This is a genomic window from Clostridium sp. (genome assembly GCF_047718555.1).
Taxonomy (GTDB): Bacteria; Bacillota; Clostridia; order Clostridiales; family Clostridiaceae; genus Clostridium_I.
The window spans coordinates 40,461-62,959 of the sequence record NZ_JBDNRK010000021.1 but is presented as its reverse complement, the minus strand read 5'-3'; the positions used below and the strand labels follow the sequence as shown (position 1 = coordinate 62,959).

The following is a 22,499-nucleotide window of genomic DNA, read 5'->3' as shown; positions in this document are numbered from 1 at the left end:
GCACGCTGTGAAAGTGGGAGTACAACGCCAAGTAAGCCATGCATTTGCAGTTCTAAAATTCAGATGGGGTAAAAGAATCCCCACCTGAATTAAGAACTTGCTTCAAATATTAGGTTGTTCAATAATAGCTGTAAAATTAAATGAATAATCAGTTTGTAGAATAATATTTTCATTAAAAATATAAGATATCAACAAGGCATGATTCGAATATGATTATAACATTAAATATTTATAGGGAAAACAGTTTATTAAATTATTTAACAATTTGAGATTCAAAATATAAAGATATTTAGTCAATATTTATTCTATTTATTGAAAATTTCTATGAAAATGGTATAATTAAATTTGTTTAGTTTTTTTGAGGTCTGTGTTTCCGCAGACCTTTTAAATATTATAAGTGATTTAAGCTTTAAATTTTATTAGCGTAATAATAAATAACTTGGTAAATAATATATCATATAATGTATGCTGAAGCCATGTTCTTATAATTTACATAGAGATTAAAAAACTTATATAGTTTGACTTTGTACATAATTGAGGTGGAAAAAAACCAATGTAAATTAATATATATTTTTTTATAATCACGCAGGTTACGGCGTAAAATGCAAAAAATTAGAGGAGGTAAGAGTTACTTGAAGCAGGTAACATTATGAAATCTGAAAAATGAAGATGATTTATGCATAAGGATTCATTGATAGATTTTATAAGTTTTAAGTAGCAAGAATTAAGTGGCTGATTTTATAAATGAGATAGAGAGAAGAAGAACTTTTGCAATAATATCCCATCCAGATGCAGGTAAAACTACACTTACAGAAAAGCTTCTTTTATATGGTGGTGCAATAAGAATGGCAGGTTCAGTTAAAGCTAGAAAGGCTGCAAAACATGCTGTATCTGATTGGATGGAAATAGAAAAGCAAAGAGGTATTTCTGTAACCTCTTCAGTAATGCAGTTCAATTATGAAGGTTACTGCATAAATATATTGGATACTCCAGGACATCAGGATTTTAGTGAAGATACCTATAGAACATTAATGGCGGCGGATAGCGCAGTAATGGTAGTGGATGCAGCAAAGGGTATAGAGGCTCAGACAAGAAAGCTCTTTAATGTTTGCAGCCTTAGAGGAATACCTATATTTACTTTTATAAATAAGATGGATAGAGAGAGTAAAGATCCTTTTGAACTTATGCAGCAGCTGGAAGAGGAGCTTGGTATAAAGACATATCCTGTAAACTGGCCAATAGGCTCAGGTAAAGACTTTAAAGGGGTATACGAAAGAGAAAAGAAAGTTATACAGGTTTTTGATGGTGGAAATCATGGTCAAACGGAGGTGGAAACCGTAGAAGGAAATGTAGAGGACGATATTTTTAGAGATCTTTTAGGGGATGCACTTCATGATAAGCTTATAGAAGATATTGAGCTTTTAGATATAGCTGGAGACGAGTTTAATATAGAAGGGCTAAAAAAGGGAGAGCTTACCCCAGTATTCTTTGGTAGTGCTCTGACAAATTTTGGAGTTAAGCCTTTCCTGGAAGAATTTCTAAAACTAACTCCACCACCATTGGCTAGAGAGTCTGATCAAGGTGAAATAGACGTATTTAGAAAGGATTTTTCAGCTTTTATATTTAAGATTCAGGCTAATATGAATAAAGCTCATAGAGATAGAATTGCATTTATGAGAATATGTTCTGGAGAATTCAAAAAGGGCATGGAGGTTTTCCATGTACAGAATGGAAATAAAGTAAGACTGACTCAACCACAGCAATTCTTAGCACAGGATAGAGAAATAATTGAAGAGGCCTATGCTGGGGATATTATAGGTGTATTTGATCCCGGTATATTTAACATAGGTGATACTTTATGTGAAAGTGCCGACAAGTTTAAATTTGAAGGTATACCCACCTTTGCACCAGAACATTTTGCAAGAGTTAGAACTGTGGATACCATGAAGAGAAAGCAATTTATAAAGGGTATAACTCAAATCTCACAGGAAGGTGCTATACAGGTATTCAAGGAAATAAATATCGGTGTAGAAGAACTTATTGTGGGGGTCGTAGGTGTACTTCAATTTGAAGTGCTGGAATACAGATTAAAAAATGAATACAATGTAGATATAAAAATGGATAGACTAGGATATAAAAATATACGATGGATAGAAAATAAGGATATGGATCCTAAGAGTTTAGTTATAACTTCTGATTCAAAGCTTGTTAAGGATTTGGATGACAGAAATTTATTGCTTTTCCAAAGTGATTGGGCTATAAGCTGGGCATTAGAGCACAATAAAGGGTTAGTGTTATCTGATATCTCTAAGTCATAATTAAAGGAATAACTTGGTGATATTTAATTTATACTTGTGAGATAGGGCGAAATAATTAATCGGAGGATTATAGTATGATAGTAGGTATAATTATGTCTTTAATATTTTTCATTTTAGGATTTGTTATAAGAAGTGGAAACGGTGAGTGGTTGATTTCAGGATATAATATGCTTTCAGAAGAAGAAAAAAATGAATATGATAGGTTAGCAGTATGTAAGTTTACTGGTAATTTACTTATATCTTTTGCAATTGTGTTTTCTCTAATAGTTATTTGCAATGGTTACCTAAAATCTTCTTATAAAAATATTGTGACTATAATACTTATAGCATTAGGCATTGTCGTTTTAGTTGGTGGTGCAATTTATGCTAATACTGGTAATAGATTTAGAAAGAAAGAATAAAATATTACTTCACAATATTCTATAAGTAAGCACTATCAAATCATTGAGTTTCAGTAGATTTTGATAGTGCTCTTATTTTAATATAGTTTTTTATATATTAACAAAAGTATCTTTTCCTGTAATTGTAACAGAATTATCTATACTATTTCTGTAATAAAATTTACTAAAACGATTTTTTAATGGTACTTCTAATTTAGCGAATAGGAAATCAACTAATTTAACAGTAATATAGGCAAAAAGCATTCCTGAAATTACATCAATAATCCAATGTATTTCTAGATACATTGTAGAATATATTACACTAAGACAGAAGAAGCCCCATACCCATTTAAATATTTTATCTTTTTCTCTAAGCACAAGCAGAAACATTGCAAAGGAAATTGATGTATGCATGGATGGAAAACAATTTAGTGTCCAGCCGGCAGCCTGAAGTTTAGTGAAATGACGATCAAGTCCATCGGGCTGTCCTAATACATACCAAACCTCCTGAAGGTGGAACATCAAATAAAATGGGCTTATTAAAAATATCTGAAACACATGAGCAGAATAAAGATATCTGCACATTTTTTTAAAATCTTTAAGGATTATTGATCTAAATATAGGAATAATAGCAGTCATAACAAAACCATTGTTATAAACCAGTCTCATAAACCAGGTGAGAGTCTCATTTTTATATATTCTAGCAAAGGAGGCATCATTGAAAGGTATTTTACTGAATATTGGATTTAAATCTATAACAATACCTCTAGCAATTTGCCATTTTAGAATTTTCCCCCAAATTTCATAACCATGAGTGTTAATGTAGAATAAAAAAATAACAAAAGGTATGAATAATATTATAAATGGAATCCACTTTACATCCTTCCTAACATCGGGAAGGGCAGTAATAGCTGCAAACCAGTATATGGAGGCTAAAATTTTAGCGCCAGGTTCAGCGTGGCTAAAATAAATGGGAATTACAACTATAAATAATGCAATGGCAATAATTACGCTATAATATTTGTCAAAGAATTTCATAAATTTTGATATAATAAAGCTTACATTTTCATTTCTAAGTGTCTCCATTAGATTACCCCCTAAATTTACAGCTTAAATTATAGCATAAACTTTACATAAATTTAAAGTAAAATAAACAAGAATGCTCTTGTAAAAATTTTTATTTTGTATAAAAAACTAAAAATAAGCAATTATAAATATTTTAGTTATATTTTTTGTAGAAAATATTTTAAAAATTAATTTAATATTGACAGGACTATTGTATAATCGTACACTAAAATAAAGTTTAATAATAAATAAAGTACAGGTTTAATTATATTTAATTAATTAAAAGGGAAGCAAGTGAAATTCTTGGACGGTCCCGCCACTGTAATAGATGAATTTAAATACAATAAGGTATCTGAAAATAAATAACCAGTGAAAGATAAGGTTAGTTATTTTTTACGTTGCCTAAACCACTGGGAAACTGGGAAGGTGTATTTTAAATAATGAGTCTTTAGTCAGGATACCTGCCTGTATTTTTCGCCATGTTCTCTACGAGTGATAGAGAGGTGTTAAGACGTAAATGTATCTATTAATGTTTTTACATTAATAGATACACGGGAAAATTCTTTTAACACTATTTGTTGAAAGAATTTATTTTTTTATGTAGTAAGTTCAAAATAGACTTTACTATTGTTATAATATCCAATAATAATAGCAAAACTTATTGTATATTAAATTTTCTAATTGAAAGGATGGTGAAAACCGTCCAAATAAAATTTACCATACATCAGAATTAGGTAAACTTTATTTGGACGGGTGGTTATGTTCAGAAGACATAGAAGACTCAGAGAAAATTCAACCATAAGGAGTTTTGTGAGGGAAACAGTTTTAACTCCCAATGATTTTATTTATCCTATATTTGTAACAGAAGGTGAAAATATAAAAAAAGAAATAGAATCCATGCCGGATAATTATCATTGGTCCGTGGATAGATTGCATGAATTAGTCCAGCAGATATCAAAGGCTGGAGTAAAAGGCATAATGGTCTTTGGATTACCAGATCATAAAGATGAAATTGGAACTTCTGCTTTTGAAGAGGATGGAATAGTTCAAAGAGCAGTAAGAGAAATTAAGGAACTTGCGCCGGACCTACTGGTAATTACCGATGTATGCATGTGTGAATATACCAGTCATGGACATTGCGGAATATTAAAGAATAAAAGGGTAGACAACGATGAAACTATAAAATATATAGCTGAAATTGCTTTATCCCATGCAAAGGCGGGTGCAGATATGGTAGCACCTTCCGATATGATGGATGGAAGGGTTCAGGCAATAAGAAATACTTTAGATGAAAATGGTTATAAAGAGGTATCTATAATGGCTTACAGCGCAAAATATGCCTCTGCTTTCTTTGGACCTTTCAGAGAAGCTGCAGATTCAGCACCGCAGTTTGGAGACAGAAAGGGATATCAGATGGATCCTGCTAATATTAGAGAGGCTATGCTTGAGATTGAGGATGACATAAATGAAGGTGCAGATATAATAATGGTAAAACCTGCAATGTCATATCTTGATGTAATAAGATGGGCAAGAGATAAATTTAATTATCCTGTAGCTGCTTATAGCGTAAGTGGTGAGTATGCCATGATTAAGGCTGCTGGAAAGCTTGGAGTTATAGACGAGAAGGCTACAGCTTTAGAGGTCTTGGTATCGCTAAAGAGAGCAGGGGCGGATATAATAATCACATATTTTGCATTGGATGCTTGTCACTGGCTGAGAGGGGAATAGTTTTAAAATGAGTTTCAAAACAGTGATGTAAGAAAATATATAATGTAAATTTTTTATTTTAGATAATCACTTCTAAACTTTAGGTATAAAAAATATATCTGAAGCTTAGAAGGCTGTTTCTATTGCTTACTTCAAGTCAAAAACTACATCGAAGTGTAGTTTTCAATTAAGTTGGTGTAAAATATTTTTGAAGTACGAAATAAAAACACCGTAAAATTCTTGATTGAATATGTGGTGCTTAAATAAAATATTTAATTTTTACGCTTACTTCATTTAATAAGAAAGATACAACATAACTGAAGCTAAAATTATGGGAACGTACATAGATTTGTGTAAATCAAATCTATGTACGTTCCCCAGTTTTTCTTTAATTAACCATTTTGTAGCATTAATGCAGTTTTTATCTGAATTCCAAAAGTTTCGTGGAACATTTGGTAATTCCCATTCTTTAAATTTATTAGGATAAGCAGCATTTATAGCTTCAAATGGGCTAGAATTAAAGCATCGTTGTATCATTCCATATAAGTTATTAGCTTTGTAAATCTGCCTTGAATAATTTTTCCTAATATCATCATCGCTCCATTTTAATTTATATTCAATCAGCCATTTGACAGCAAGTATACCTTCTTCTACAGTCCAATAGTCGTTTCTTACATGATCGCCAATTTCCCATTTTTTAAATTTTCCTGGATATATTGAATCTATGGCTTCAAATAGATGACAGTTAAAGGCTTTCTTTAACATGCCAATTAGATTATTATCTTTAAATACATCTTGATTTAAATTCTCTGTAATTTCTCTTTCAGACCATTTAAGCTTTTCTTCAATTAGCCACTTCATAGCAGCTATGGCATTTTCTCTTCCTTTTTCACCTTGCCAGTACTCATTAGGTGTATTAACAAAGTCACGCGCATGGAAGTTTTTCTCTGGATAAGCAGATGTAATTGCAGCAAATGCACCATCATTATATTTAATGCATAATAAACCTCCAAGACTATTTTTTCTAAATGTGTTTTTACGGATTTTTTTCTTAATATCTTCATCAGACCAATTTAATATATTTTCAATTAAATATCTTGTAAGCTTAGGCGCATATTCATTGCTTTCGTCACATTCTCAAAAGTACATTGGGAATTTTTTTAACTTCCCACTTCTAACTAATTCATATATTTCTATAACAGTAAGTTCAGATAAGTTGTATTTACTAGAGTTTCTATTAAAAGATTTCAAGCTAATCAAATCCTTTCAAGTAATTAAATAGAGTATACTGGAATTGGGATTTTAATTCTAGTTAATTTGATTATAACTGGGATAATGAAAATGAAAAAGACTTTGTAGAATTATTGGTTGCAAAATCAATAATATTAATTTACATTAGTCACAGAAGTTTCGCACTTGAAAATTTTTTAGGACGATAGTCCGTTGATTTATAACAATTCGTATCAGATTCAGGAAAAGTAATTAATTCTGATTTTTACTGGAAATTATAGATAAAAAATTTGCATAATAAAAGCATCCTTTTTATAATGGTTTTGACTAGAAACACAAAAGAAAAGGATGCTTAAAGATGGGAAAAAATTGTTTAAAACAAATTCTCACCTACATTAATAAGGTATATGATGTTGGTGAAAAAATCAATAGTTTGAAAAATAAAAACAAATCGCCAGTGAAAATTTCTACTATTTCATTTATCGTATTGTTTGGATTTATGCTCCAAATTAGCAGTTTTAATAGATTAGAACGCCTGCTTATAAGAAATAGATTTAAAAAGTTGTTACCTAAGAAAATAAAAATGCCCTACATTGATGCCGTTAGGCGATCACTTAGTGATTTCGATTTGGATGGGTTAAATGATTTTCATAGTCATATAGTAAAAACTACTATTGAAAATAAAGTTTTCAGAAATGGAACTATTGATGGTTTAAAAGTAGTTGCAATAGACGGGACAGAACTATTTGAAAGTACTAAAAAATGTTGCGATAAATGCCTTACGCGTAATGATAAAAATGGCACCAAACATTATTTTCATACATCCATTGTATGTGCCACAGTAGGCTCCGATCCACATGTTATTATGGGGCAAGAAATGCTGAATCCAAAGAAAGATAGTTCAGATAAAAATGAAGGTGAAATTACAGGTGCAAAAAGACTTATAAAGAAACTATATGAAGAGTTTCATCACTTTGCTGACATTATTGTTGCCGACGCTTTATATTGTAAATCTACTTGGGTTAAAGAGGTTCTTTCAATAGGCATGGATGCAGTTATAAGAGTTAAGAAAGAAAGGCTCCATATTGTTAAAGATGCATTAGCTTTATTTAAATGCCGTGAGGCAAATAAAGAATTGCTTATAAAACAAGATAATAAAAAATATACGATAATTAAAGTCTGGGATGAAGATAACTTTGAAATGTCAGATTCGAATATTAAAGTTAGATTTTTAAAGTTTGTAGAAGAAATCCATATCGGAGATAAAATAGAATTCAGAGAAGTATGGATTATAACAACAGACAAATTCACATCATCAGAAACTCTGTGGAAAATAATGCATAATAGATGGCATATCGAAAATAATGCATTTCACCAATTGAAAACTGAATGGCATTTAGATCATTGCTTTCTTCATAGCCCTGCGGGCGTTGAGGCGGTATTAATGTTTATAATCATTGCTTTTAATTTAATGCAGTTATATTTTTTTAGATGTATAAGAAATTTTAGAAAGAAACGATTGCTTCAAATAGATTTTATTGAAGATATAAAAGATGAACTTATCATAATAAATAATTGGATAAATCTTATATTTGAAACTGGATGACTTTGATTTGAACTGGAAAAATAAATATGAATAACTTTTGGGGTAAGGGGAAGTTATATTCATTATCACGACCTATCGGTCTGCGTGCTTACCAGCCCTTTAAGTAAGTGTAAAAATTAACAATTCCAGTAAAAATAAAATTTTTACTGGAATTTAGCTGCGAAAGTCCTGCATTAGTCATAAAAAATGGAAAATAAACACGTATTATGGTAAAATATAAAGTATATAAAAATACAAAATCGGTAAATAATCATAGCAGAGATTTCTATGGAAGGTTGGAAAATAAAAGAGGCACAATACATTAAAAGGCAATTACTAGAATAAGATATTTGGAGATTGTTTAATTATGTTTTTTCTTATAAATCCATTAATAATACTTCTTATAAGTTTGGTTTTTTTAAAGCTATTATCGAATGTGTTTATGAAGTAAATATAGAAGGAGAAATTTTATTAACAGATGTTTTTGCAAGATTTACAAGAATTTATTGGACTTTGATTATAAAGCATAACTTAAAGCAAGGATCAAATGCTACAAGAAATGGAAAAGTTAGTATTAATAAAATTTTTGATAGATATATTTTGGAAAATCAAAATTTAATAAACTGTGAATATGACATTATAGATGATGATGTGAAAAAATGTATTGAACATGAAGTTTATGCTGAATGCAAAAAATATGTTGTTGGTGCCTTTTATGGAGATACTGAAGGCTGTATTTATTCTTTTTCGCTTAAGAGGAATTATATAAAATTCAATCCAATGGTTTTAAACTTTATTCAAAGGTATAGTATTTCTCTTTTAAGCTTAATTATTTTGAATGGATTTCATTTTTAGAGAAAAATAATCCTCTTCAAAGTTGCTATAGTATAGCATCTAAACTTAATGAGGCATCTAAAAGGACAAACTTAACAGTATATAAAAATTTTCTTTATTACAATGTTGATGAAAAAGAGAAAAGATGTTTTTATTGTGATAAAGGTATTGAATATGGGAAAATGTACGTTGATCATTTTATTCCTTGGTCATTTATTAAGAATGATAAACTATGGAATTTGGTTAGCTCTTGCCCTAAATGCAATTTAAGTAAAAATGATAGGCTTACAGATAAGTATTTTTTAGAAAAATTGGTATATAGAGATGAAAATTTGGCTTTGCAAAAAGATCTATTGATTATAAAGGATTTTAAGGTATATAGCAAAAATAGATTAATAAATTATTATAATGCAGCTGAGTTTTGTGGTTTTAGAAAATGGAATTTCATTAGACCGAAGGAAATTATAGAATAGATATATTTATGATGCATGGAAAATAATAATGTTTTGGATATAGCATTTGGAGTATAGGATACTGTACATAAGGCCAGATTAACGGAAAGGAAGATTCTAAATTGGAAAAGGATGTTTTCAGTTATTTAGAAATAAACTATAGATATTTAAATAATTACATAAGAGATATGAATGAAGCATTATTTGTATCGCCTAATACATCAATAATTAAAGGAATCAGTTTTTTAGAAAATATTACACAAGAGATAGCTAATTTAAAGGGCTATGGATTATTGACTGATATGACACAGGCTGAAAGGTTAAAAAAGTTAGAAGTTGAAGGTGTTTTTACTGATAATATTAAAAGATTGTTTAATTCAGTTATATTGCAAGTAAATAAAGCAGCTCATTTAAATCTTGAAGGGCAACTTGAGGCTGCCATAAATATTAATATAAGTATTTATAAAATAGCATGTTGGTTTGTTGAAACTTATGTTGATTCCAATTTTGAAGCTTTACCTTATAAAAGTCCTATACCTTCATCAGAAAAAACTTATCCAATTGATAAAGAAGTAATTGAAGAAATAATAAAAAGAACTATAGAGAATTCTGAACAGAATAATTCAGGAATGGCTTCAACTTCATTAGAAAATGAAGAGGCGAGAGATGATGCACCTACAGGGGTAATGGCTGAAAGTATAGTAAATTTAACAGAACCAGATAAAAAATGTCTTGTGCAGGAATTATCAAAATTGAAGGAATCATCAAAAGAAGCAGTAGAAAGTATTGGTGATTTTACACCTTTTAAAAAGTACATGCATATAGAAAGAGATGCGCAAAAGGGTCTTGATGAATTAATACACAAAGCTATAGAATCTGATAAGGCTCAACTTATATTGGTATGTGGTAGTGTTGGTGATGGTAAATCACATATAATTTCTTATTTCAACGATAAGTATCCTGAAATTCAGGAAAATTTTATACTTCATAATGATGCAACTGAAAGCTTGGAACCTAATAAGACATCTATGGACACATTAAATGATGTTTTAGATGATTTTAGCGATGAAAAAATAGAAAATAGTAGTAAGAAAATTATATTAGCTGTTAATTTAGGAACTTTAAATAATTTTATAGATTCCGATAAGTATAGAGCAAGGTTTACTAAGTTAAAACAATTTGTAATAGAAAAGAAGATTTTAGAAAGCGCTATCGAAGATAGTAGCTTTGATGAGAAGAGCAGTTTTCAGTTTATAAATTTTAGTGATTATCATTTATTTACATTGAATAATGGGGAAGTTTATTCTGATTATATTAAATCCATAATACAAAAAATAACTAAATCTTCTGAGAAAAATTACTTTTACATTTATTATAAGCAGTATTGCATTAATTGTGAAAATAATAATTGCTGCCCAATTAAAGCCAATTATGAACTTTTATCAAAAGATAATGTTCAGAATTCAATTATTAATTTACTTGTACAATGTGTAGTTAAAAATAAAATAATAATTTCAACCAGAGCTTTATTAAACTTTATTTATGAACTTATTATTCCAAGATCTTATATTGATGTAAATTCAGCTACATTTAAAAATAAAATTATGAAATTGAATAATATAGAATATATAAATTCTTTAATGCCGAATATTATCTTTAATCATAGGGAATTATCTTTTATATTTGAAGCATTAAGCAGTATTGATCCTTTGAATGTACGAAATGAAAAGGTTGATGATTTTATTATCGATTTCAATAATGACAGCAATATAATTCAGTATTTTAATAAATATATTGATTTTCCAAAAGACTTCTTATGGAAAATAGAAAATACTGATATAAATAATACTGGAAGAAAAAAGGAAATACAGTATGAGTTGTTAAAGTTATTTATAAGAAGTTATTATATTTGTGGAGTAGAAGACCTGTTTTCTCTTAGAGATGCTATTTATGATGAATATATGAATGCATTATTTTATTATAACAGAGGGGACAAACTTAAGCTGAAGAATATATATGAAAATATTAAAAATGGAATTATGAAGTGGAATGGTGAAGCTGAAGAAAAATATTTGAACTTATTTATTGGAAAAAATCAGACTAAATACAAAGTTAGTGAAAAAGTTGAGTTAAAAGCTGATACAAGAAATTTACCTAAGAATGATGAAACTAATATTAAAAAGTTTATTGGAACATTGAAACTGCAATATAAGGATGAAAAAACACAAGAGTCTCAGGGTATAGATATAGATTATAGTTTATATAAGTTACTAGTTCAAATAAATAACGGATATAGACCAAACAAAAAAGATAGAAATCATTTCATTAAATTTATTGAATTTATAGGCAAGCTTGAAGATACAGGTTCTCAGAATAAGGAACTTGTATTTATGGAAAAGAATAGAGAAAACAACAGGAAGTATAAGCTTGAATTTGATGATGAGTTTGAAACATATAGATTTGTGGAGATATGATATGGAATATAATAGAGTTTATGAATTAAATTTAGCAGAAATAGAAAATGATTTTAAATTTAAAAAACCTGAAAGTGATATAGTTCAAGGAAAATGTAATTTGACTCATAGCCAGTCTAATAAGTTTAAATTATTACCGTATTCAGCTAATGAGACTAATTTAGTATCGAATTTTGACGGCGTTATTGGTGAATTTTCTAGAATAGTTTGTGATAAAGAACTTAAAGAAAAATTTGATGTAAGCAACTTTATTAAAAATGTAATGGTTGATGTAGAGGGACTTGAAGATGAAAATAATAAACAGAGTTTTAAAGATATAATAAAAACAATGTTTATTGATAATGAAAATTTAGTAGATTTTGATGTAAAGGCAATGAACTACATAGAATCATCAACGCAGGAAGAGAAAGTTGCAAGATTTATTTATTCATTATTTTTCGATAATGAATTAAAAGAATCCATTAAAGAACTTTATAATAAAGAAACTAAAAATATTTTGAAAAGGTTGGTTTTAGGGGCATTACCAGATTTATATGATAAAGAAATTAAAGTTGAAGAATATAAGTGTTATTTACCATTTATAAAAGAGATATTTAAAAAGGACTTTAATTTTTTAATGAGTGATGCAGAATTATATAAAAATTCAATTCAGAGATTTTTAGAATATTATAATATGTTTTATATATCACAGCTGTCAATGAAGCTTAATTCATTTGAACGTGCAAATTTAAATAACCCAGATCCGTTATATTATACATTAAGTTGGGAGAGTACTTCAAAGAACAGAACAGCTTATAAATTTGGATATGAGAATTTAAAGGAAAGTATGAAGTCACTATTTTCTCATGCGATTACACTTGAAATTTTAAATCATCATAATTTAGGTGTTCAGCTTGGATATGTGGAATTATATAAAATATTTATGGAAAATGATAGTTTGAAAATAGCAGAAGATATCGAAACATTAATAGAAGACTATGAAAAACGTATATGTGATAAAAACTGGGATGAATTTAAGGATGTTATTAAAGAAGATGAAAACATAGCTTTTAGTAAGGTTTATAAACTTTTTAAAGTTATTGAATTTCAGTTTGTTAAATCAGGAAGAACAAGAGCATATGAGTCTTATAAAAATTGGTTTAAAAGATTTATAGAGGAGAAATTCGGAAAAAGAAGAGGTTCTCTTGGATATAATTTGAATTTAACCGAAGAAGATATTATACTTCTTACAAAGATATGTATAAATACAAACCCAAAATTAAAAGTCAGAGTTTTATTTGAGGAATTTGAGAAGCGTGGAATTTGGTTTGATAGAGATTCAAAAACAAGAATTATTCAGTTATATGAAAAGTTAAATTTATTAGAAAAGAAGTCAGATAGCGGGGATGCACAATATGTTAAATCAGTTTTATAGTTATTTATCAGAAAAAATAATGGATTTTTTCCTTGCCAATCCTTTAAGTAAAGGTGCAAAATATAATATTCAGTTTGAAGATAAGGATCAAGTACAGGATTTATATGATGCTTTAAGACATAATAATGATTTATGTGAAGAATTTAAGTATAAGGCAAAAATTAATGACAAGGAAGTTACATATGATTCTTATGCAATAAGATTTAATGATGTTAAATTAATTGTTTCTGCAACAATAGGAGATGTGCAACCAGACTTTTTAACAAGACTTAGAAATATGGTTGGAGTTGAGAAGGAATATCAAGATAAGGCAATACTTTTTATCCATAATACTACATTAGATAGTATTATGGGAGGGACAGAATCATTTGTTAAAGAAGGAATGCCATTTCATATTAATTCAATTCAAAAAGATATACAAGCTAAAATGGCAACTAATAATTTTTGTGGGTAGTATTCATCATCACTTATATGTTTTTTTAGTTTAATTTCAATAAGAGCTTTATATATGGCATCAAATTCACCAGTAACTGTAGCTCTTTGTAGTTCAAGTCCATTTACATCATTGTTGATATACTCTTCAATAGAAATAGGTTCATTTAATGACATAGAAACTGCTATTTTACTTAAAGCAAATGGTTTGAGGTTCGAACTTTTTCCGATTTCTTCAAATATTTCTTTTGTTTTTCTTGATGTTTTTAATCTAAATCCCATATTACACCTCAAAATATCCATTTTTAATTTCAGTTTTTCTTAATTTATCATTGTATAAAAGTAAATATTCATCGCATACATAAGGCTTAATTACTTTATATAATTCACTGTCTATTTCTTTATTAGTAGAAAGAATTATTACTTGTTTACTTATGTGTGGTAAATAAGTAGTAGTTAATGAATTTCTATGAGTTTCATCTATACGAGCATAAGGTGTATCAATTATAAATGGTATTTCAATACCAGAACTTTTTATAATAGCCCAAATTAAGCAGAGAATATAAATTTGCTTTTCTCCATTTGAAAAGTCTTTTATATTTACTTTTGTGCTTAAACTAATAGATTCAAACGAAAAATCAGTATGTATTTTATTTTCTAATTCTTTATTAGTTTTTATATTGTAATGATTAAGTAAATCTTCAATAAATTTAGGACCATATTTTGTAGTTACAGCCTCTAAGCCAAGGTGATTTATTATGTTTATTACATCAGAAATAAAATAATCTTTGTTTATATAAAGTGTAGAATGGAAATTATCATCAATAAAAATACTATTTATATAATTATTTTTTCTGATTATTGTAGTAAATATCTTTACAAATTCATCTTGTATTAATGTTATCTTGTCTCTGGTTAAATTTATAAGCAATTCATCTAAGTAAGATATAAGTCCATTAGAGATATCTAAAACATTAACATTTTGGAGTAGAGTAGTATACTCATTTTTTGCTCTAGTAAGATGATACTCTTTATTTTTAAAATCACCATAATTTCTCTCAATAGCTGCTTTTGTAACAGCTAAAGTATTTTGAACTTTGTTTATTTCTTCATTTATAGAATGCAATGATTGCAAATAACTATTTAATATATCTTCTGAAATAGTTGAGTTTAACTTTTCCCTTAATGTTTTTAATTTTAATGCTATCTTTGAAGTTTTGCTAAACTTATTAATAACTTCTGTTTTGTCTTTTGATAAGATGTTGTCAATAATAAAGTTTATTGAATTTTTTTCTTCAAGAGACAATGCTAAAATATTTGACACATCTTCAATTTTCTTTGGATTAAACATTTTAGAAAGCAAGGTAACAGCTACTTTATTAAAATCATCATCTGATTTATTATTAAATATTTCATGTTCTAATAATGCTTCTTTTAAAATACTACCTGAAAGCTTATCTTTTATACTGTTATAGGAATTTAATGTTTCTTCCTTTTCTATTTGTTCTTTTGTTTCTTTTAAAATATTAGTTACTAATAAAAAGGGAAGGGTATCATTACAGAAATCCTTTATAGATTGATAAATTTCAGTACGCTTATTTTCAAGTTTAGCTATTTCAGAATTTAAAGCAGCTTTTTCACCGTCTAAAAGTCCACCACTATTTCTAAAGTCTTCTTCTATGTTACCTCTTTTTACTAATAGATTATCAAGCTGTTCTTCATCTAAAGTCAAAGTCTTCTCTAATTCTTTGATTTCATCTTTTATATTATTACACTCATTGGATAGGTCATCAAATTTCTTTCTGGCTTCTTCTAATTTTTCATTTGATTTAGTCTGAGCTCTTTGATGAGTTAGTAACTGCTTTTTTAATATTTCAAAAGTATCATAGTTAAATAGTTCAAGTACTGATTCTTTTAAGTTAGAACTTGCATTTTTACCAGTAAAGAAATCACTTAATTCTTCACCATCAAAGAAAAAGAAATCAAATAATGATGGTGGAATTACGGATTTTAAGTAATTATCAAAGTATAATTTATCTTCATCACTTAATCCTTTTCCGTGTAAGGTTACAGTAAATGTTTCATGTATTTTTTGATCTTCATATTTCCATGAACGATTTAAAGTGTATTCTTTCATTTCAGTACCTTCATTAAAAGATAAACTTAAACCAATAAAACAATCTACATGTTTATTTTTAAATGCATTGTCATTTATATTATTCTTAATCTTAGTTAAGTAATTATGATTTTGTCCTAAATATCCATAAATGGTAGGGCCATATATACATAATTTTATTGCTTCAAATAAAGTTGACTTACCAGCTCCATTTTCACCTCCAATTAAAACAATGTTTTTGTCATCTTTAGGAGCAAAGGAGAAGGTAGTTTCATCTTCATAGGATCTAAAGTTTTTAAGTGTAATACTGTTAATTATCATTCTTATATCTCCTCAACTATTGCTTTGTGTAAATGTCTTTGATTAAGAATTTTATTAATTGACTTATTTAATATAGTCTTATTTGTAAAATGTTTGCATTTATTTGTTTCTATTAAAAGCTTATTAATTAGATCTTCATCAAGTTCATGTTTTTCGCACAAATCTGATATTAGATTTAATGTATTATTATCAAATATTGGTTTTTTATAATTATCCCAAGGAAGTCTTTCGGAAGTAACATCATAATATAAATCAACTAATGACCTATGAGTTAAATCCTCTTCATCATCCCATATTTTATCTATGGCTTTAAGCTCCTCTTTAGTTATAAGTTCAATTTGAAATTCCTCATTAATAAGCTTTTGAATTTCCAAAAGCTTTCTTAGAATTAATTTTCTAGCTTTAAAGTTAAAAGGACCATATCCAAGAACATTAATATATTCACCTTTGGCATCAGTTTGAATTTTTGATTCTTCCAGTTGTAAGTTATCTGTTACGGGTAAAAGTTCTAGATAAACTTTATCGCTATTAGTAGAGGTTAAGATTTTACCTTCTTTTATTGCAGATTTAGAATTTTTTAAATCTATATAATACTCACCATTTTCATCAGAAAAAATATGATCATCATTTAAAGTGTAATAAGCTGATAAAGGAAGCTTTTCTAAATATAGCTTTTTATAATAGTGATTACCATCTCTTCTGTATTGCATTCTATATTCATGTTTATTACGAATGGTTAAAATCCAATTTCTAAAATCAAGTAGAGGTTGAAGCCATTCTTCACCATTAGTAATGAATCCAGTTAAAGATTTATCTTCATTTACAACGGTACAAATCCAACATCCAAATCTTGAATTACCACAAGAAGGAGTTTCTTTATCATTGGTAACAGTAAATGGACATTCTCCACCATCTGCCCCCATATATAATTGGTGCAAGTTGTTATTACTTGTACCCCAAGGTGTATTACCATTATTACTAAGCAGTATTTCCCAAACATCATCTGTAGTTAATTCCACAATTGGATTATAAACATAGGTATTTTGAAGAGAAACATGAGGTGTTAAAAGATAACCTTCAATTTCTCTATTTTTTATTCTTATATTTCTTGCGATACTTTCAGCTTTTCTAACTCCAAGTAATACAACAACTTCACCATTTTCTTTTACTTTTTCTTCAATAAATGAGTTGGATGGTTTAATTTTAAGACGTTCTGTACACCATCTGAATCTTATAGAAGTCGGAGTTGGTAAGCCTTTGCCTATTACATTAGTCCAGAATGTATTGCTGTAATCTGGATGAACCATGTGAGTATATAATGGAAGTCCTTGTGATTTAGCACCATCATTTATAAATTTAGAGTTTTGATTTAAGAAACCAAGAACAATAGGGTTTTCAATTAATGTATCAGATGAAACAACATAAATATCTTTATGTCTTTCTTCAGGAGGTAAACTTTGTAGCATTAAAAATGCCAATTGAACAACAGTAGTACTATCTTTACCGCCGCTATAACCTATAACCCAAGGTCTTTTATCATTTTTATATACCATCTTCATTTCTTCGAGGATATCATTCACTTTATTCTGTAATGCTATATTCATAATCAGCCTTCCTTTTTGCAGTCTTTTTCTAGTTTACGCTCTTCCTTAGTTAAAGAAAGACCAAGTTTGGTTTTTATCAAATTACTTGTAAGCCTAACATAAGTAACACTTTTAACAATTCGCCCATTTGGTCCTATTACTCTATGTTGCCAGTCCCCCAAATTCGTTCTATGCCAATCTATATTTTTGACATTGGAAAGAATTTCTTTCCAATCATTAGGCTTATTTTTATATAAGTAATTTGCTACTAAACCTAAAGCTTCAAGAACAACAGCGTTAGAATGTATATAATCACTCCTAAAATGATAAGGGTTAGTATCCTTATTAAATACAAATTGCCATTCTTTCATGTTTTCACATAATACATCCCAAAATTCCATTACAAAAGCAGGCGTTTTAGGATCGTTAGTGTTTAATTTGCTTAAAAGCTTCTTATTAGTTTTATTTATGCTACTCAAAGTGAATAACTTTGAGGAAAATTTAGATAAAGACGGATTTTCTTTATCAGTAAAGTTATTCAAATATTTATTTTTTTCAAGTAGAGATTTAGTAATCATAGCTATTGGATCTCTTGAATCGTACAATATTCCAATTGACTTGGATACATTAACGGCATGCTTATTTAAGTCTGCAAATATTTGCTGACTTCTATTTAAACCTTCATCAATAAACAAAACAACAGATATTGTTTCATCACCAAGTTCAGGTGATGCCTTAAGAGCTTCTTCAATAGCAGCCCTTCTATGTTGGCCATCATTTATAAGCAAACGACTATCCATAGAAACTTTAAGAACACCTATCTTCTCATCAAAATTCTCATTAAGTGGAGAGAATTCAAAAACTCCATCTATTGATGCCGTTACCGAAGAAAAAACGTAATCCATTGGATTATTAACTATATATGAGGCTATTTCAGGTATTCGTGCTTTATTAAGAATCCTTTGAGCTCGATGCTCAGGTGGAAGATCATCTTCATTAAATAAAAATAACTTAGGTAAAATTGCTAGAGGACACATTATAACAAAAAAGTCTCTAGCTGCCTGTTTCCCTTTGATTGCAGGGAATGTATAAAAGAAATTATTCTTCATAAGTCCTCCTACGTACGTATTTACACATATTTTCATTATATTACGTACGTAATGGAATGTAAAGTATTTTGACGAAAAAACAGAACGTAAGTTTGCTTTGTGGCAAAAACTCCTAAGTCGTGTAAAGACCTTTGAGCCTTAAATATTTCCAAGTACAATCTATTTAATTAAAATATAAACTGGGTCAAAATAAAGTTAAATAATAATTACACATTATTCTGTTAACTATTGATATGACTTAACTTAAGAAATGGTCGGAAAAATTAAAAATTCCACCATTCTTCCGACCATCAACAAGATATGCTCTATTATTTAAAAATACAATATGTAAAGAAATGATATTTTTAATCTAAGGTTTGATTTATTTTCAATGATAGCTAGATACAATAAAATATGTTAAGTTATGATTTAATAAAAGTATTCAACATACGCCTCACGTTGAAATTACTATTCAAAATAAGAGTGTGTTTTATTATATTTTAAATTAAGAATTTTATTAAAAAATTCAATTTTAAAGAATCTAAAAAATTTCTAACCAGACTACATGGAACTTGATTTTATAAATTTATTGAAAAATTTTAATTTATGTTTTTAAATTATAACATTTATATGTATAATTTAACAGGAACATGTTATAATAAATAATAATGTTACAAAACTATAACATTATTATTAGCATTAGCATATAGTAATATTGAAAGGAAGTGTTAGTATGAATGCAATTTTGGGAGCAAGAATTAGAACTTTACGTGAATATAAAGGATTAACTCAGGAACAAGTTGCTGAAAAATTAAATTGTACTAGACAAAAGTATGCCAGAATTGAAAAAGGGTTAATAGATATATCATATGCTAGTATCACAAGCATTGCTGGGATTTTAAAAGTTAATGCTGAGGATATAACTTCTGCTGTGAATAATGTAGATCAAAAAGAACCAATGTTTAGAAAAAATGGAGAATGTATTGATGGAGATGGATTTGAGTTTATAAATGAAATGATTAATACATTTTATGCTCATCGAAAATTATATAATAGTATAAGGCAGGTTGAGATAAATGAATAAAACAAGCCAGCTTGAAATCGAAAAAATAGCTGATTCTGTTAGGGATCAATGCAAAGTAATAGATTATGGTTTTCAAAATATATTTGAGGCTGCTGCTAAAATAGGATATAGAGTTATTAGATATCCTATTGGAAGTGATTCTATATTAGGATTTGCCTTAATAAAGGATAGTGAGAAAATTATCTTTTCTAACTCATCATTAATATTGTCTAGGGAAATTTTTTCTGTAGCTCACGAAATTGGACATCACAAATTGCATTTATCAGAACAAGAACTTACAATAATAAAGGATAATGATTTTAATGATAGAGATGAGTATGAACATGAGGCTAATTATTTTGCAGCATGTTTATTAATGCCAAGAGAAAAGGTAAGTACATTTATTAGGGTAGAGTTAGATGATAAAAGCATTGATAAATTGAGTGGATTGGATATTGCAAGAATACAAACTGCATTTAATGTCAGCTATGATATGGTACTTATTAGATTAAAAGCATTAGGGATACTAGATGATATTTTAATAGATAAATTAAAACTAGAAAAATTAGAAAAAACAACATCAAGGTTACTGAATGCTATTGGAGGAAATGCCGATTTGTGCAAACCGACTGAAGCTAAAAAAGTACCAGCTGACTACTTAGAATGGGTTATTTCAAATTACAACGAGAAATTAATTCCAATTAAGAGTGTAGAAAAAGCTTTAAATTATGTAAATTTAAATGCGGAAGATTTAGAAGACTTATCAGAACAAAAAAGTCTTGAGGAGGATGAAAGTTTTGATGATTTGATCGGGAGGATGGATTAATGGAGGCATCACTAGATACAAATGTTATTATCCATCTGTACAATGGAAATTATCAACATATATTGTTTAATAGATTTGAAAAATTGAAGGTATATGAATTTATTCGTTATCATGAGATGGAAAACCATGCGACAAAAGAAGTTATAGATCTATTTGATAAAGATGTAGAAGCAGGCAGAATAGAAATGATTACTAATGATTATTTAAAGAGTATTGGAATGTATAACGTATTTAAAGAACATGTGAGTGATATTAGAATTCTTTATGATGGTGGCGATCTCGGAGAAGTTTATGCAATAGCAATGGCTAAGACGCTAGGATGTATAACTTTAGTAACTGATGATATCAAAGAATATGGACCACATTATACATTAATGAGAATACCTGACTCAGATGTTATGCCTTTTGCATTTTATGAAATATTACTGCTAGATTATTTAGAAGGCATAATATCAGAAAAGGATCTGGAAAATCAATTTAATATTATTTGTAGCTTATCAGATTTGAATATGAATTTTTCTTCAAAATTAAAGGCATTTATAGGAAGATTTTGGATTAGTCCTTATAGTCAAAGTGAGAAGCAATGGATGATTTATTTTTGCAATGAGAATGATATAAATGCTAAACAGAAGATTCAAAATCTAAGTACGTATTTAAAACATAAATAGGTTAAAATTAATATAAAAAAGTATGAAGAGGTACCATTTAAAATAAGTGCCTCTTCATGCTTTTTGTATGCTAACTAATACTATTCTATAAGGGGCAAAAATAAAATATCCCTTCTAATAAATGCTTATATTACTCAGTTTTACTTAGATAATGGCTTATTTAATATATGATTGCAAAAATCAAAAATTTCTTCAGCAAATTCATCCCAGGAGCAGAAACCTTCATTTGAAATATTGTATTTTCCATATTTGTCTGTCTGAATTATATCAACCATAATTTGGGCAACATCCACAGTATATGTTGGAGAAGCAACTTGGTCAGAAACTACCGTTATTTCATTGTTAGTTTCAGAAAGTTTCAACATAGATTTAACAAAATCTTTTCCATTAATTCCAAATACCCATGAAATTCTAACTATAAAATATTTATCAAGCAAACTATCAACTGCTAACTCTCCTTGATACTTGCTTTTTCCATACTGACTAACTGGTTTTCTTTCATCATCTGGTTTCCATGGTTCTGTACCATCGCCACTAAACACATAATCTGTGCTTACATACAATAGCTTTATATCATATTTCTTACAAGCCAATGCAATATTTTTAGTTCCTTCTACATTGATTAAATTACATTTATCTATTTCAATTTCTGCATTATCAACGGCAGTATAACCAGCACAATGAATAATTGCATTAGGTCTTACATTTTCAATTGTCTGAAAGACGGCATTTTTAACTGTAATATCACAATCTTTTGAACCAATACCTACTGCGTCTATATTTCTTTTTTTGAGTTCTTTTATAATATCGTATCCTAACTATCCTGTTGCACCAGTTACTAAAACTTTCATTTATTTATCATCCCTTCATATATAGCCAGCTCTTTATACACAAAATCTTTGCTTAACTAACTTACAAATTACTATTTATTGAGTTGTTTATA

Annotated in this window: 19 protein-coding genes and 1 riboswitch; of the genes, 12 read left to right on the top strand and 7 right to left on the bottom strand. The window is 28.4% G+C overall.

What is annotated here, in order from left to right; all coding sequences use genetic code 11:
- Nucleotides 1–728: 728 nt before the first annotated feature.
- Entirely contained in the window at nt 729–2,318 is a 1,590-nt protein-coding gene (locus ABF633_RS10355; protein WP_415523625.1) for a peptide chain release factor 3, read from the top strand.
- A 74-nt stretch (nt 2,319–2,392) separates the two neighbouring features.
- Nucleotides 2,393–2,719 (top strand): DUF3784 domain-containing protein, encoded by a 327-nt coding sequence (locus ABF633_RS10350; RefSeq protein WP_415523624.1) that lies wholly within the window; start codon nt 2,393–2,395, stop codon nt 2,717–2,719.
- A 90-nt stretch (nt 2,720–2,809) separates the two neighbouring features.
- On the opposite strand, the gene ABF633_RS10345 is transcribed toward ABF633_RS10350, so the two are convergent.
- Complete coding sequence (locus ABF633_RS10345) at nt 2,810–3,784, bottom strand: phosphatase PAP2 family protein (protein ID WP_415523623.1); 975 nt, start codon at nt 3,782–3,784, stop codon at nt 2,810–2,812.
- Between the two features lie 219 nt (nt 3,785–4,003).
- Nucleotides 4,004–4,247: riboswitch (cobalamin riboswitch) on the top strand.
- Nucleotides 4,248–4,522: 275 nt separating this feature from the next.
- Here ABF633_RS10345 and hemB point away from each other — a divergent pair.
- Nucleotides 4,523–5,491 carry a porphobilinogen synthase gene (gene hemB / locus ABF633_RS10340; protein WP_415523622.1) on the top strand — a complete coding sequence of 323 codons (969 nt, stop codon included), beginning with the start codon at nt 4,523–4,525 and terminating at the stop codon, nt 5,489–5,491.
- Between the two features lie 273 nt (nt 5,492–5,764).
- Here the strand turns inward: hemB and ABF633_RS10335 are convergent, their stop codons facing one another.
- Entirely contained in the window at nt 5,765–6,331 is a 567-nt protein-coding gene (locus ABF633_RS10335) for a hypothetical protein (protein WP_415523620.1), read from the bottom strand.
- A 727-nt stretch (nt 6,332–7,058) separates the two neighbouring features.
- Between ABF633_RS10335 and ABF633_RS10330 the strand changes: the two genes are divergently transcribed.
- The 6 genes from ABF633_RS10330 (at nt 7,059) to ABF633_RS10305 (ending at nt 13,913) form a co-directional block, all read left to right on the top strand.
- The gene (locus ABF633_RS10330) at nt 7,059–8,306 is read left to right on the top strand and encodes a transposase (protein ID WP_415523619.1); all 1,248 of its coding nucleotides are present in this window, start codon (nt 7,059–7,061) and stop codon (nt 8,304–8,306) included.
- A 336-nt stretch (nt 8,307–8,642) separates the two neighbouring features.
- A complete protein-coding gene (locus ABF633_RS10325; protein WP_415523618.1) occupies nt 8,643–9,140 on the top strand; it encodes a hypothetical protein in 498 nt (165 codons plus the stop codon).
- A complete protein-coding gene (locus ABF633_RS10320; protein WP_415523628.1) occupies nt 9,128–9,592 on the top strand; it encodes an HNH endonuclease signature motif containing protein in 465 nt (154 codons plus the stop codon). Before ABF633_RS10325 ends, ABF633_RS10320 begins: the two co-directional genes overlap by 13 nt.
- 101 nt (nt 9,593–9,693) lie before the next feature.
- Entirely contained in the window at nt 9,694–12,045 is a 2,352-nt protein-coding gene (gene dptF / locus ABF633_RS10315; protein WP_415523617.1) for a DNA phosphorothioation-dependent restriction protein DptF, read from the top strand.
- 1 nt (nt 12,046) lies between these two features.
- Nucleotides 12,047–13,459, top strand: coding sequence for a DNA phosphorothioation-dependent restriction protein DptG (dptG, locus tag ABF633_RS10310; RefSeq protein WP_415523616.1), 1,413 nt, complete (start codon nt 12,047–12,049; stop codon nt 13,457–13,459).
- Nucleotides 13,440–13,913 carry a hypothetical protein gene (locus ABF633_RS10305; protein ID WP_415523614.1) on the top strand — a complete coding sequence of 158 codons (474 nt, stop codon included), beginning with the start codon at nt 13,440–13,442 and terminating at the stop codon, nt 13,911–13,913. The genes dptG and ABF633_RS10305 overlap by 20 nt, the downstream gene beginning before the upstream one ends.
- Here ABF633_RS10305 and ABF633_RS10300 read toward each other — a convergent pair.
- Genes ABF633_RS10300 through dndB form a run of 4 tightly spaced genes read right to left on the bottom strand, consistent with a single transcriptional unit; the run spans nt 13,865 to nt 19,020 of the window.
- Complete coding sequence (locus ABF633_RS10300; RefSeq protein WP_415523613.1) at nt 13,865–14,173, bottom strand: DndE family protein; 309 nt, start codon at nt 14,171–14,173, stop codon at nt 13,865–13,867. The two genes, ABF633_RS10305 and ABF633_RS10300, sit on opposite strands and share 49 nt — an antisense overlap.
- A 1-nt stretch (nt 14,174) precedes the next feature.
- Nucleotides 14,175–16,328, bottom strand: a complete 2,154-nt coding sequence (gene dndD, locus ABF633_RS10295) for a DNA sulfur modification protein DndD (RefSeq protein ID WP_415523611.1) — start codon at nt 16,326–16,328, stop codon at nt 14,175–14,177.
- 2 nt (nt 16,329–16,330) lie between these two features.
- Nucleotides 16,331–17,932 carry a DNA phosphorothioation system sulfurtransferase DndC gene (dndC, locus tag ABF633_RS10290; protein ID WP_415523610.1) on the bottom strand — a complete coding sequence of 534 codons (1,602 nt, stop codon included), beginning with the start codon at nt 17,930–17,932 and terminating at the stop codon, nt 16,331–16,333.
- Nucleotides 17,933–17,934: 2 nt separating this feature from the next.
- Nucleotides 17,935–19,020, bottom strand: a complete 1,086-nt coding sequence (gene dndB / locus ABF633_RS10285) for a DNA sulfur modification protein DndB (RefSeq protein ID WP_415523609.1) — start codon at nt 19,018–19,020, stop codon at nt 17,935–17,937.
- Nucleotides 19,021–19,732: 712 nt separating this feature from the next.
- Between dndB and ABF633_RS10280 the strand changes: the two genes are divergently transcribed.
- From ABF633_RS10280 to ABF633_RS10270, 3 genes are read left to right on the top strand one after another with little or no spacing between them, the layout of a single operon-like run.
- Entirely contained in the window at nt 19,733–20,083 is a 351-nt protein-coding gene (locus ABF633_RS10280; RefSeq protein ID WP_415523608.1) for a helix-turn-helix transcriptional regulator, read from the top strand.
- The gene (locus ABF633_RS10275) at nt 20,076–20,888 is read left to right on the top strand and encodes an ImmA/IrrE family metallo-endopeptidase (RefSeq protein ID WP_415523607.1); all 813 of its coding nucleotides are present in this window, start codon (nt 20,076–20,078) and stop codon (nt 20,886–20,888) included. The genes ABF633_RS10280 and ABF633_RS10275 overlap by 8 nt, the downstream gene beginning before the upstream one ends.
- Entirely contained in the window at nt 20,888–21,556 is a 669-nt protein-coding gene (locus tag ABF633_RS10270; RefSeq protein WP_415523606.1) for a hypothetical protein, read from the top strand. The genes ABF633_RS10275 and ABF633_RS10270 overlap by 1 nt, the downstream gene beginning before the upstream one ends.
- 140 nt (nt 21,557–21,696) lie before the next feature.
- Here ABF633_RS10270 and rfbD read toward each other — a convergent pair whose 3' ends face one another.
- A complete protein-coding gene (rfbD, locus tag ABF633_RS10265) occupies nt 21,697–22,362 on the bottom strand; it encodes a dTDP-4-dehydrorhamnose reductase (protein ID WP_415523627.1) in 666 nt (221 codons plus the stop codon).
- Nucleotides 22,363–22,499: the final 137 nt, after the last annotated feature.